Here is a 12,117-nt window from a genome sequence, read left to right as displayed (position 1 = left end):
ATGAAGCCGGCGACATCCACATCCGTTTCGATTGCCCGCCGGGGGCTGATGCTTGCCATTTCCTCGCCCTCAGGCGCAGGGAAATCGACGATCGCGCGCACCTTGTTGGAGATCGACAAGCAGATCGGTCTTTCAGTCAGCGTCACGACGCGGCAACGGCGGCCGAGCGAGATTGCCGGCATACATTATCATTTTGTCTCGCCGCGAGAATTCGAGCGCCTGCGCGACTCCGACTCCCTGCTCGAATGGGCGGAGGTTCATGGCAATTTCTACGGCACGCCGCGCGAGCCGGTAGAAACTGCGATGGCCGAGGGCCGCGATATGCTCTTCGACATCGATTGGCAGGGCGCGCAGCAACTGCAGGAGAAGATGCCCGCTGATGTCGTATCAATCTTCGTGTTGCCGCCCACCATGACGGAGCTGCAATCGCGCCTGCACCGCCGCGCTGAGGATTCGGAAGAGGTGATCGCCACGCGGCTTGCCAATTCAAGGGCCGAGATCGCGCATTGGCGCGAGTATGATTACGTGATCATCAACGACGATCTGACGGCCGCTTTCGACGCGGTTCAGTCCATCGTCAAGGCTGAACGTCTGCGTCGCGACCGCCGCCATGGAATGTTCGATTTCGTTCGTGGCCTGCTGGAAGAAACGCCGAAGCTCTGAACCGCCATCAAAGGCAGTTTGCCAGCCGGCAGAACTCTTCGACGGAGAGCGTTTCGGCGCGTCGCTGAGGGTCGATACCGGCCTTCTGCAGCAGTGCTTCGCCGCCAAGCGGCTTCAGGCTCTGTCGCAGCATTTTGCGCCGCTGACCGAAGGCGGCCTGTGTCACCCTTTCCAGCTTGTCGACGGAGCAGAGGATCGGATTTTCCTTAGGCGTCAGATGCACGACCGTCGAGACCACCTTCGGCGGCGGCGTAAAGGCCTGCGGCGGCACGTCGAAAGCCATGTGCGCATTCGTGCGCCAGCCGCAGAGAACGCCGAGACGGCCATAGTGATCGTCATCCTCATTGGCGACGATCCGCTGGCCGACCTCCTTCTGGAACATCAGCGTGAGCGATTGCCAGAATGGCGGCCAATGGCCCGGCAGCAGCCAGTTCACCAGCAACTGCGTGCCGACATTGTAGGGCAGGTTGGCAATGATCTTGACTGGACCTTCCGGCGCAAGCGCCGCAAAATCCGTCTTCAGCGCATCGCCCTCGATGACGTCCAGCCGGCCGGGATAATGGTCGGCGATCTCGGCCAGCGCCGGCAAACAGCGCGGGTCGCGTTCCACCGCAATGACCTTGGCGGCGCCGAGAGCCAGTATGGCGCGGGTCAGGCCGCCTGGCCCCGGTCCCACTTCAAAGACCGTGACGCCGTCAAGCGACCCGGCCGCGCGGGCAACCTTCTGTGTCAGGTTGAGATCAAGCAGAAAGTTTTGGCCGAGCGCTTTGCGCGCATCGAGGCCGTGGCGCTGGATCACCTCGCGAAGCGGCGGCAGACCGTCAAGTGCGGCCATCAGAGATCGCTTTCGGTCGGGCGGCTGATCTCGCTCGCCAGCTTGAGTGCTGCCACGAGGCTGTCTTCCTTGGCGACGCCTTTGCCGGCGATACTGAAGGCGGTGCCATGGTCCGGCGAGGTGCGGACAAAGGGGAGGCCGAGCGTCACATTGACGGAATCGTCGAAGCCGAGTGCCTTGGCCGGAATCAAAGCCTGATCATGATACATGCAGACGGCGACGTCATAGCGACGGCGCGCATCGTCATGGAACATCGTGTCGGCGGGCAGGGGGCCAAAGGCATCGATGCCTTTGTTGCGCAGCACGTCGATCGCCGGACGAATGATGTCCTCATCCTCCTTGCCAATCGCACCACTCTCGCCGGCATGCGGATTGAGGCCGGCGACTGCAAGCCGCGGCTTTGCGATGCCGAAACGAGTCCTGAGGTCGTGGTCGGTGATCCGGCAGGTTTCAATGATGAGTTCAGAGGTCAGCGCCTGCGGTACATCCTTCAGCGGAATATGGATGGTGACGGGAATCGCCCGCAGTTTCGGCCCGGCCAACAGCATGACCGGCACTACCGGCTTGCCTGTGGCGCGTGTCGCAAGATCGGCAAGGAATTCGGTATGGCCGGGAAAGCCGAAGCCAGCGTCGTAGAGAACCGATTTGGCGATCGGATTGGTCACAACCGCGGAGGTCTCTCCCTTCATGCTGAGCGAGACCGCTGTCTCGATGGCTGCAATCGTCGCCTTGGCCGTCGCGACATGCGGTTCGCCGGCAACCACATCCATGCCGGCGGCGATCGGTAATATTGGGAGCGCCTCCGCGAAGATACGAGAGGCTGTCGATGCATCGGATTCCCGCAGCGGCACGGTCAGGTTCAACTGGCGCGCTCGCGCCGCAAGAACCTTCGGGTCGCCGAGAAACAGGAAGGGCGTCAAACCAAGCTCGCCGCGGCGAAGCCAGGCGGCGAGTGTGATGTCGGGTCCGATACCTGCTGGATCCCCTTGCGTGAGTGCAAGGGGGCGGGCGGGGCGCGAGGGCATCGGAGCGATCAGCGATAGAGGATCTGCGCCTTGGAGCGCAGTTCGTCCACGTACTTCTTGTCGTTGGCGCTGACGCCCTGAGCATTCGCCTTGCCGAGATCTTCGGCGCGGAAGACGGCAGCCGCGGCAACGTCGTCGTTCACCTGGCGCTGTGAGCAGATGGCAACATATTCAACACCACGATCGGTCACGATCGCATCGGTCGTATTGCCCTTGGCCTTCTCAAGCAGCGGTTTCCAGGCCTCCGGAAGGTCGGGTGCGAGCACGCGGCCGAGATCCTGGACGGAAACGTCATGCATCGTTGCAGCAAAGACTTTCGCCTGATCGCAACCGGGGAAATTGGCCCGTGAGGCTTCGGCCTCGGCCTTGCGTTTGGCGAGAATTGCGTTGCGCTTCGCGGTCGGGACGACGAAGACCATCTGTTTCAGGAAATATTCCGTCGTTACCGGCTTTGTCTTGTTTTCCGTCATGCGCGTCACGAGGTCGTCATTCGACATGCGACCACCGCTCGCGCCGAAGCGGGCATTGACGACACGGGGCCAGCTCATGGAAATGGCGATGTAGTTTTTGAAGTGATCGACGCCGACACCCATCTTGTCTAGGATCTGGCTCAGCTGCTGGGTCGACATCTTGTTGCTGGCTGCGAAGCGGGCAAACGCATTGTCGACGTCCGTCGTCGACACCGACATGTGCACACGGGCGATTTCCGAACGCTTCAGCGTCTCATCGACGAGCTGCTGTTGCGCCAGCTTATTGAGGTCGCCTTTCTGGCGCTGCAATTTCAGGAAGTTGACGCGCTTGGCGACATCGCCTGATGTGATCACCGTGTTGTTGACGACGACCTTCACCTCACTTGCCGCGAAGGCAACATCGCTGCTTGGTACGGCAAAAGTGGCCATGACCAACGCTACGGCGCCGAATAGCACAGCGCGCTTCGGTGTCTTTCCAGAGAACATCAACTACCCCTTCCCAAAGGTCCTTGTCCGCACCGCGTCACATTGGGACGCCATTGGCGCAATACGGTAAATTTGCGCTGATATCTACAACAAGCACGACGAATTGCAAAATCCTTGCGGCGAAACAATGACGCGGGGGAATGGCGATCCGATTCAAAGCCAAAAGGCCGGCTTCGAAGCCGGCCTTTTGGGGATTTGATTGCTCAGAACGTTGCGTCCTGTACGTTGCCAAGATTGACGTCGCCGAGCGTGCGGAACGTTATGCGGGCACCGATAGACCAGTCGCTTCCCGATTGGTTCGTCGAATCCTTCTTGTCGAGGAAGGAGACGCTGAAGATCGTGCATTCATCCGCATAGGACAGGCCGATACCCTGGCGGGTGATCTGGCTGTCGTTGAGATCGTAGCTGACCGTGCCGAAGACAGACCAATATTCCTTGAATTTGATCTGCGCGCGGCCCTGGATTTCGTCCTGATCCGTGGTGAAACCATATTGCGGCTGAGCGGCGATATGGGTGTAGGTCATCGAGGTCTGGAAGGCGTCGTTGGCATATCCGACCTGGGTATCGCCGCGACGGAACGCGAAATCCTTTTCGTCGAAGCGGTAGGACGTCGAGAGCGAGATGCCCTGCGGCGTGGTGAGGCCGAACATGGTCACATAATCAGAGCGGGTGGTTTCAAGCCCCGATTCCGCTCCGGCGCCGACCAGATCGTCCGTTGCGAACGAATTGCGCCCGGCAAGCTGGAACGATTGACCAAAGATGCTCTGCAACTTGTAGCCACTGTCGAAGCTGCCGGTGTAGCGCCAGCCGAGGTTGGCGCGCGTGCCACCCTCGATGCGATCATAGCCGGAGAACTTGTCACGGTCGAAGAGATTGGTCGCATCGAAGACAAAGCTCTGAGCGTCCTCATTCGGCAGTTGCCCGGCAAGCGTCTCGTTCGGGCGCACATAAATCTGCGCGATCGGCTCGAACACGTGCGAGCTGTTGCTGGTTGTGATGAGGAAGGGATATTTGGCTTCGAGGCCGGCCGTCAGCATTCCACGCGTGGCATAGTCGCTGGTGTCGTAGTTGCCGGGATAGCTGAAGGACGAACCCAACGAGTTGGGCGAATCCATACCCAGGCCATAGACGTCGCCGCGAGCTGCGAGCAGCGGTGTCAGAACCAGACCCTGATCGGTGGTAAAGGTACGCTGCCACTGCAATTCGGTGCTAAGGCGCGTATAGCTGCCGGGAAGACCGAGAAAGCGGTCGTTCAGGCTGGCGTCGCCGAGATTGTTGACGTTATCCAGCACGGAGGCCTTATCGCGCGACAGGTGCGTCAAATTCATGTTTGCGGACAGTTCGCCGCCATATACCGACTTCGGATCCACATAGTGATAGTCGATGGTCGGATAGACGACCGCCTGCTGCTTTTCAGCAGTGTTGTTGTTGTCGGCATCCTGAATGTCATAGTAGAAGGCGCGCATATCGAAAAAATTGCGCTTGCCGAGACCCGTCAAATAAATGTCGTTCGTGTGGGTGCTTTGGTTGAGACCTTGTAAGTTATAAGTGCGCGAAAAGTTATTGTCGCTTTGCGCCATGACATCCCAGCCGAATGTCCAGCGGGGGTTGATTCTGAAATCGGCCTTCGACGTGATCATGCCGCGAGTCTTGTTTTCGGCGTCACTGGTGCCGGCGGTGAACTGCCCGGGACTCATCTGGTTGATGCCGGCGGCGCGCAGAATAAGCGTGCCGTTTTCAAAGCGTCGGCGGAATTCGCCTTCAAGCAGCAAACCCTGGCTCGTATAGCCGGTGGCGCTGATCGTCGCGTCCATGCTCGGCGAGATCACGTAGTAATAAGGAATCTTCAGGCCGAAGCCGAGATTCTGCGAGATGCTGGCCGACGGAAACAGGAAGCCGGACTTGCGCTTCACCGTATTGTCGGGAACTTCGACCCACGGGACGTAAGCGATCGGCTGGCCAAAGAGCTCGAAGCGGGCATGCTCGAGGCGGACGGTATGCGTCACGCCGTTCTGCACGACGCGCTGGGCCTTGACCTGCCACAGCGGTGCGCGGCCCTGTTCGGAGCAGGGCAAGCAGGCGGTGTAGACGCCCTTTGTCAGGATCAACTGATTGCCGCCAACGCGTTCGCCCTTTTCGGCGACCATGCGGGTATTGTCAGGCATTTCGATGCGCAGGGCGTTGACGAAACCGTCGGAGAAGCTGTCGGTGACATCCATTTTGTCGCCGTACATGCGATTGCCGTCCGGGGTGATCAGCTCGACATTGCCGATCGCCGTCATCCGCCCGGTTTTCTGATTATATTCAACCTTCTGTGCGACCATCTTATAGCCGCCATAGTTGATCTGGACCGCACCGCTTGCGGTGACGATCTGCGTATCCTTGTTGTAGACCAATTCGTTCGACGAAAGGATCAGCTTGGCGTTTTCCGGTACTTTGACCTTGATGGGAGAGGTCGCAGCACCGGCGCCGGCGTTATTATTGTTGTCCTGGGCGTAAGCTACGACCGGGCTCATGACAAATGCATATGCGGCCGCGCCCATGACGAGGGCAGCGACAAATTTCCTGATACTCTTGCGGTTGCCTGCCGCCACTTAGCCGTCCTCCTGATGAAGCAGGATCGTTGCTCCGAATGCCAAAGCGACGATCACGGGTATCCATGTCGCCACGAAAGGAGGAACCACTCCGCTGCTCCCGAATGCCTTTACAAGCACGGTGACAACATAAAGCACGAAGCCTGAGAGGATTCCACCCAGAATCACGGAGCGCGATTGGTTGAATCTACTGAATTTTAAAGAGACGGTTGCCGCAATCAGCGTCATTGCCACCAGGAGGAATGGCTGTGACAGCAACGAGTGAAATTGCGTCTCAAGGGCCTTGGTTGAGATACCAAAAGACCTTGCAATCGCAATTCGATTAGAAAGATCATAAAAAGCAATGGTTTCCGGCTGCGCCAACCGCTCGGAGACGAAATCCTGTTTCAGATTCGTACGGACCTTTGTCGTACCCTTGTGATCGGGAATTTCGCCGGGGCGGCGCTCGACGACACCATTAAGAAGCCAGTAACCATCTTCCAATTTAGCCGACTGCGCGTCCTGCCTGAGAACGATATTCCCCTGTGAATCAAAGTGGATAAAGACGACGTTCATCAGCGTCGTTCCGTTGTCGAGGATGGCCTTGGCGCCAATGATGACGTCGTCTTTGCCGTCCGACTGGCGCAGCCACGGAATCGAGAGTTTGTTGTGATAGGACGGATCGCCGCGCAGATCGGCTTCCATCGTTTCCGCCTGCCGTTGTCCCCATGCCGCAACAGGATTGAGGGCGAACATGGTCAGAAGGCCGACGAAGAAGGCGCCCATCACGAATGGCGTCATGAATTGCCAGACAGAGATACCGGCCGCACGAGCAATCACGAGTTCGCGACGCCGGTTGAGTGCGATCAACACCGTCATGCCGACGAAGAGGGCAATAAACGGCACTGTCTGCTGCAGGATGAACGGTAATCTGACGGCCGTCATCAGCAAGCCGACGCTGACCGTGTATCCGGGAAGGCCGGCAAGCCGGCCGGCCGTCTCGCTGAAATCGACAAGATAGACGATCGAAATCACGCCCAGGAAAAACCAAAAGGTGGTGATGACGTAACGCATGAAGAAGTAGCGGCCGAGCGTACTGAAGATCATGCGTCGCCCCCATTCGAGCTGTCGGGCGCCACAGGCATGCGATCCTGAATTTTCTGGCGCCAATTGCTGAAGCGGTTGCGGATCGACGCCGGTATCGACATCTTCCTGTTCCTGAATAGCAGAGCAATGGCAATCAGAGCCGCGCCGATGTTGATCGCATAGAGGACGCCGATGAAAATGGGTGCATTATCGATCTGGTTTACCGCGTAAAAATTCGCCCAACGCAACGCAAAGGCTATAGTGAGTGCCGAAACCATCGGATGCAGCCGCGCTTCACGATGAGATCGCGCGTCGCCGGCAATGACCAAAGATATCAGAGCAAAGATGGCCGGCAGCGCCCAGTCATTGAGACGTCGGTGCAACTCGGCACGGTAGTCGCCTGATTTCGCTTTGTAATCCGCGTCGTTCGGGTCCGGATTGAGCAGAAAGCCAAGGCTGCGGTCGCTGGCGCGCCGCGTTGCCTGACCGCGGCTCTGCGTCATGTCGGAAAGATCGAAGGAATAGGAGTCGAAATTGATAACGGAGACGTTGCCGTCCGGCGTCTTGCGGTGGACTTCGCCATCCTTCATCAGCAACGATGTGCCGCTCGGATCGACGGCGCCTTCCTTGGCATAGTAGATGAGATCGAAACCGGGATCGCGCGAATCCACCACGAAGAGGCCTTTCAGGATTCGTCCCGACAAGCGCTGGGTGATCTGCACATAAAGCCCATCCTCGATTCGCCTGAAATTCTTCTCTTCGATAACGGTCGAGAGCAGGTCGGCATAGGCTTCCGCGACCATTTCGCGGGCCGCAACGCGGGCTTTCGGCTCGGCCACATTGCCGACGACGAAAGAGAAAACGCTGATGGCCATCGCGAGAATCATGATCGGGCGGATGATGATGCTGCGCCGCGCGCCCGCCGCCTCCATGACGGTCAGTTCCGAATCGCTGTTCATCGCAGTCAGCGTCTGCGTAATGCCGATGACCAACGCAAAGGGCAGGACCACGGGAATGATCGTCGGCAGGATGAGAGTCGCAAGCTTAGCAAACGAGCCAATCGATTGGCCGCTGTCGGTAACGAGATTGATGCGCTGCAGCACCTGGGTCGTCCAGATGATAGCGAGCACCGGCAGCAGGGCTACCAGGAACATCATGCCGACACGCCGTACGATATATGTTTCGAATAACTTCATGCCGGCCCTTAAACGCAACACCCCGCCGTGCGAGCCGGCAGAGAGATTCACCCTCCTCTACGCTGTTTGCGTTTTTTTGGCGACAACCCACTCGCAAAAAATTCGTTAATTTTCTGAAATTCTTCTGCTGTGTGTCGTTTGGGATAGAGCCAGAAGAGCGGAAAATACAACCAGCGAGGAAAGCCAGCCCAGGACGGCATCCGATAGGAAGTGGCCGCCGAAGGCCACTCTGAGGGCTGCAATGAGAATCGAAACGGCTGTGATCGGCACAGCAAGAGCCGTTCGCGCCGGCTGCGGGATGATGAAGACCAGGCAAAACAGCCAGCCGGCAGCGGCAGCTTCGCCGGACACGAAGGAACAATTGCTCACGCATTTTCCGGCGAAGGAACCGGCATGAACGAAATCGAGCGCGCCGCCGAACAGATCGATCTGTCGAGGCCGCGGACGGCCTGAGAAGGCCTTGAGCCAGAGATTGACGATCAGTACAGGGCCGAGGAGCAGCGAACCGAGCGCGATCTCCAGATTGCGAGCCCTCAACCTTTTGAAAGTTGCGCCGTGCTGCTGCCAGCACTGGATCAGCATCCAACAGAGTGCGATCGCAACAATATAAGGAACCTGAAAGAAAATCTCCCTGAGCAGGCGCATGTGAGGGTCGTCACTGTAAGGGAAAATGCCGCAGATCTGGCCAGTCCTCGCGGGAGTGGCGCATGGCTCGGGCAGGAAGAACATATTGGCGACGGCGAGATCGATCTGTGGAAAAATCGAAAACAGCCCGAGCAGTAGCCACCAAAGGCAGAAAAGAACGACGAAGGCATCCCCCGCCGAGCGCGGTCGCAGGATTTCGGGGAAACGATCTCGGCGATCGAAGCTGCTGAAATCTATGATCAATGTGGCATTCCGATAAGTGATCGCACCGGCCGGGGAGCGGCACACGGTAACCGGCTTGGCAGCCTAAAGGCCCTAGATGACAGGGATTTGAATGTAGCCGGGGTGTTTCTTCGCGGAATGCCTCGCCAAAAGCTTGTATTTGATGAGGAAACCTTGAATGATCGAAAGCGTATAATTCTATTTTGCACGACGCTTATTATCGGAGCAGAAATGTCTGTGAAATTCGAGATTTCCTTTGCCAAATCGGTTCGGTTGAATGGTGGCTTGGCCATTCTGCTGAAAGACACGGACAGCGAACTGCCGGCAGGGGCTGAAAGCGCCGATCCGGCGAATGTTTTCGCCAAGGCGGCGCGCATCGCCCGCTTCACCGCCAAGGGTTTGAGCAGCCTTGATATCGTTGCACCCGAGGGCTCGCCGGTCGACCGGATCTTCGTCATCGGCACCGGCAAGGCGAAGGATCTGAATGCGCATGATTGGCTGAAGCTCGGTGGCGGCGCGGCCGCGAAAATCCGCAATGTCGACAAGGTCGCGATCTTTGTCGACGTGCCTGGTGTCGAGGTCGGTGCCAAGGCGGCTGCCGATTTCGCTCTCGGCATGCTGCTGCGCGCCTATAGCTTCGATACCTACAAGACAAAAAAGAAAGACGACGAGGACAACGGCGCGCAGAAGACCGTCAAGGTCACGATCGTCACCGCGAATGTCGTTGCCGCAAAGAAGCTCTTCTCTGCATCGGAAGCGATCGCCGACGGCGTTATTCTGGCGCGCGATCTTGTCAATGAGCCGCCGAACGTTCTGGGCCCCGTGGAGTTTTCCGCGAAAGCCAAGGCGCTGGAAAAGCTCGGCGTGGAAGTGGAAATCCTGACGGAGCGTGAGATGCGCCGGCTCGGCATGGGCGCGCTGCTTGGCGTGGCGCAGGGTTCCGTGCGTCCTCCGCGCCTGGTGATCATGCAATGGAAGGGCGGCAAGCCGAAGGACAAGCCCGTCGCCTTCATCGGCAAGGGCGTAGTGTTCGACACCGGCGGCATTTCCATCAAGCCGGCCGCCGGCATGGAGGACATGAAGGGTGACATGGGCGGAGCCGCCGCTGTTACGGGCCTCATTCACACGCTCACCGCCCGCGGAGCCAAGGTCAACGCCATCGGCGTCATCGGCCTGGTCGAAAACATGCCCGACGGCAATGCCCAACGTCCGGGCGACATCGTTACGTCGATGTCGGGCCAGACGATCGAAGTGATCAATACGGATGCCGAAGGCCGGCTCGTCCTCTGCGATGCGCTCTGGTACACCAACGATCGCTTCAAGCCGCAGTTCATGATCAACCTCGCGACGCTGACCGGCGCCATTCTGGTTGCGCTCGGCAATCTACATGCCGGCCTGTTCTGCAATGACGATAAGCTGGCAAACGAGCTGACTGCCGCCGGCCTTGCCACCAACGAGCGCCTGTGGCGCATGCCGCTCGGCAAGGACTACGACAAGATGATCGACAGCAAGTTCGCCGACATGAAGAATACCGGCGGACGCCATGCCGGCTCGATCACCGCGGCACAGTTCCTCAAGCGTTTTGTGCAGGAAACGCCATGGGCGCATCTCGACATCGCGGGTACTGCGATGGGCTCGATCCAGGACGAGATCAACCAGTCCTGGGGCTCGGGTTTCGGCGTGCGCCTGCTCGATGAACTGGTCCGCGCGAACTACGAATCGTGACCTTCGAAGGTGTTTGAGATAGAAGGGACGGCATGACCGACGTTCTCTTCTATCACCTGACCGAATCGAAACTGGAGGATGCCCTGCCGCCCTTGATCGACAAAAGTGTCGAGCGCGGCTGGCAGGTTGCCATCCAGACGCGCGAGCCAGCGCGGCGTGACTCGCTTGATGCGCATCTCTGGACCCATCGTGAGGACAGCTTTCTGCCGCATGGCACGGACGAAAGCGAGATGCCGGACAAGCAGCCGGTGTTACTGACCGTCTCGCCCGACAACCCGAACAGAGCTATTGTCCGTTTCTTCGTGGATGGCGCCGAAGCGTCAGGGATCGAGACCTATCAGCGCGTCGTCTTCATGTTCGACGGTTATGATCAAGAGCAATTGGAAGGCACCCGAGCGCAGTGGAAGAAGCTGAAGGGCGAGGGACATAATCTCACCTATTGGCAGCAGACTCAGGACGGGCGCTGGGAGAAAAAGGCCTGAGCAATCTTCCTTCTCCCCTCGGGGACAAGGCGCCCGTTAGGGCGGATGAGGGGGCGCGGCATATTAAAACGCCGCCATCTTCAAATAACATCGCTTCTCCCGGCAATGCCCCTCAATCTGCGCGGCCTTCTCCCCACTGGGGCGACGGTAAGGCTTAATCGCCCTTCGCAACGATCTCATCGATAAACGCTCTCTTCGCTTCCGTATAGGCGGCGCGATTGTCGGCGTGTTCTTCGGCCAAGTCGATTTTGAGAGCCTCGTATGCTTGGGCAAGATCGGGTCGGGCGCGGAGCCTGTCGCGGAACAGGATAAACCGGCTCCAATGGGCGCCGCCATGTTCGACGATGTGCACGAGGTGCGTGCGCGTCTCGCCTTTGGTGCCGCGTCCGAAAATATGATCGTTGGGAACGATGTTGTTGCCGGCGTAATCGTAGCCGAGCTCTTCCATCGGCTTGATGCAGTCGAAACCGTCGTCGAAACGCCCGACGCCGATGGCGATATCGATGATCGGCTTCGCCTTGATGGCCGGTATCGACGTACTGCCGAAATGCTGTATATCGAGGGCGAGATCGCCGAGCACCCTGCGAATGGCGGCTTCCTCCTGCGCATAGGCCTCCTGCCATCGGGCGTTCGGCTCGGCCAGCGTGACAAACTTGTGCTTCACACCCAACCCGAAGGTTTCCCCGCCTTCCGATGCCATCGCCACCCT

At 58.8% G+C, this 12,117-nt stretch carries 11 protein-coding genes; 3 read left to right on the top strand and 8 right to left on the bottom strand.

The window, feature by feature from the left end:
- A complete protein-coding gene (gmk, locus tag PY649_RS13610; protein ID WP_285868982.1) occupies positions 1-663 on the top strand; it encodes a guanylate kinase in 663 nt (220 codons plus the stop codon).
- Between the two features lie 7 nt (positions 664-670).
- Here the strand turns inward: gmk and rsmA are convergent, their stop codons facing one another.
- The 7 genes from rsmA to PY649_RS13575 form a co-directional block, all read right to left on the bottom strand.
- Complete coding sequence (rsmA, locus tag PY649_RS13605) at positions 671-1,498, bottom strand: 16S rRNA (adenine(1518)-N(6)/adenine(1519)-N(6))-dimethyltransferase RsmA (protein ID WP_285868981.1); 828 nt, start codon at positions 1,496-1,498, stop codon at positions 671-673.
- Positions 1,498-2,523: a 4-hydroxythreonine-4-phosphate dehydrogenase PdxA gene (gene pdxA / locus PY649_RS13600; protein ID WP_285868980.1), complete on the bottom strand. Its 1,026-nt coding sequence runs from the start codon at positions 2,521-2,523 to the stop codon at positions 1,498-1,500. Before pdxA ends, rsmA begins: the two co-directional genes overlap by 1 nt.
- 8 nt (positions 2,524-2,531) lie before the next feature.
- Entirely contained in the window at positions 2,532-3,479 is a 948-nt protein-coding gene (locus PY649_RS13595) for a SurA N-terminal domain-containing protein (RefSeq protein ID WP_285868979.1), read from the bottom strand.
- A 203-nt stretch (positions 3,480-3,682) separates the two neighbouring features.
- Positions 3,683-6,073, bottom strand: a complete 2,391-nt coding sequence (locus tag PY649_RS13590; RefSeq protein WP_285868978.1) for an LPS-assembly protein LptD — start codon at positions 6,071-6,073, stop codon at positions 3,683-3,685.
- A complete protein-coding gene (lptG, locus tag PY649_RS13585) occupies positions 6,074-7,159 on the bottom strand; it encodes an LPS export ABC transporter permease LptG (RefSeq protein WP_285868977.1) in 1,086 nt (361 codons plus the stop codon).
- Entirely contained in the window at positions 7,156-8,334 is a 1,179-nt protein-coding gene (locus tag PY649_RS13580; RefSeq protein WP_285868976.1) for an LptF/LptG family permease, read from the bottom strand. Before PY649_RS13580 ends, lptG begins: the two co-directional genes overlap by 4 nt.
- Before the next feature lie 105 nt (positions 8,335-8,439).
- Positions 8,440-9,222, bottom strand: a complete 783-nt coding sequence (locus PY649_RS13575) for a phosphatase PAP2 family protein (RefSeq protein ID WP_285868975.1) — start codon at positions 9,220-9,222, stop codon at positions 8,440-8,442.
- A 210-nt stretch (positions 9,223-9,432) separates the two neighbouring features.
- Between PY649_RS13575 and PY649_RS13570 the strand changes: the two genes are divergently transcribed.
- Positions 9,433-10,926: a leucyl aminopeptidase gene (locus tag PY649_RS13570; protein ID WP_285868974.1), complete on the top strand. Its 1,494-nt coding sequence runs from the start codon at positions 9,433-9,435 to the stop codon at positions 10,924-10,926.
- A gap of 32 nt (positions 10,927-10,958) precedes the next feature.
- Positions 10,959-11,408 (top strand): DNA polymerase III subunit chi, encoded by a 450-nt coding sequence (locus PY649_RS13565; protein WP_285868973.1) that lies wholly within the window; start codon positions 10,959-10,961, stop codon positions 11,406-11,408.
- A 154-nt stretch (positions 11,409-11,562) separates the two neighbouring features.
- Here the strand turns inward: PY649_RS13565 and PY649_RS13560 are convergent, their stop codons facing one another.
- On the bottom strand, positions 11,563-12,108 hold the full coding sequence (locus PY649_RS13560) for a GrpB family protein (protein ID WP_285868972.1): 546 nt from the start codon (positions 12,106-12,108) through the stop codon (positions 11,563-11,565).
- Positions 12,109-12,117 lie beyond the last annotated feature (9 nt).

The sequence above is a fragment of the Rhizobium mayense genome (assembly GCF_030272705.1).
In the GTDB taxonomy this organism is placed as follows: domain Bacteria; phylum Pseudomonadota; class Alphaproteobacteria; order Rhizobiales; family Rhizobiaceae; genus Rhizobium; species Rhizobium mayense.
The sequence above is the reverse complement of the archived record's forward strand: the minus strand, read 5'-3'. Positions and strand labels throughout refer to the sequence as shown.

Coding starts and splice junctions, on each gene's coding strand:
- PY649_RS13560 (WP_285868972.1), bottom strand. CDS start 12,108: ATGGCATCGGAAGGCGGGGAAACCTTCGGGTTGGGTGTGAAGCACAAG.
- lptG (WP_285868977.1), bottom strand. CDS start 7,159: ATGATCTTCAGTACGCTCGGCCGCTACTTCTTCATGCGTTACGTCATC.
- PY649_RS13595 (WP_285868979.1), bottom strand. CDS start 3,479: ATGTTCTCTGGAAAGACACCGAAGCGCGCTGTGCTATTCGGCGCCGTA.
- pdxA (WP_285868980.1), bottom strand. CDS start 2,523: ATGCCCTCGCGCCCCGCCCGCCCCCTTGCACTCACGCAAGGGGATCCA.
- PY649_RS13570 (WP_285868974.1), top strand. CDS start 9,433: ATGTCTGTGAAATTCGAGATTTCCTTTGCCAAATCGGTTCGGTTGAAT.
- PY649_RS13580 (WP_285868976.1), bottom strand. CDS start 8,334: ATGAAGTTATTCGAAACATATATCGTACGGCGTGTCGGCATGATGTTC.
- rsmA (WP_285868981.1), bottom strand. CDS start 1,498: ATGGCCGCACTTGACGGTCTGCCGCCGCTTCGCGAGGTGATCCAGCGC.
- PY649_RS13565 (WP_285868973.1), top strand. CDS start 10,959: ATGACCGACGTTCTCTTCTATCACCTGACCGAATCGAAACTGGAGGAT.
- gmk (WP_285868982.1), top strand. CDS start 1: ATGAAGCCGGCGACATCCACATCCGTTTCGATTGCCCGCCGGGGGCTG.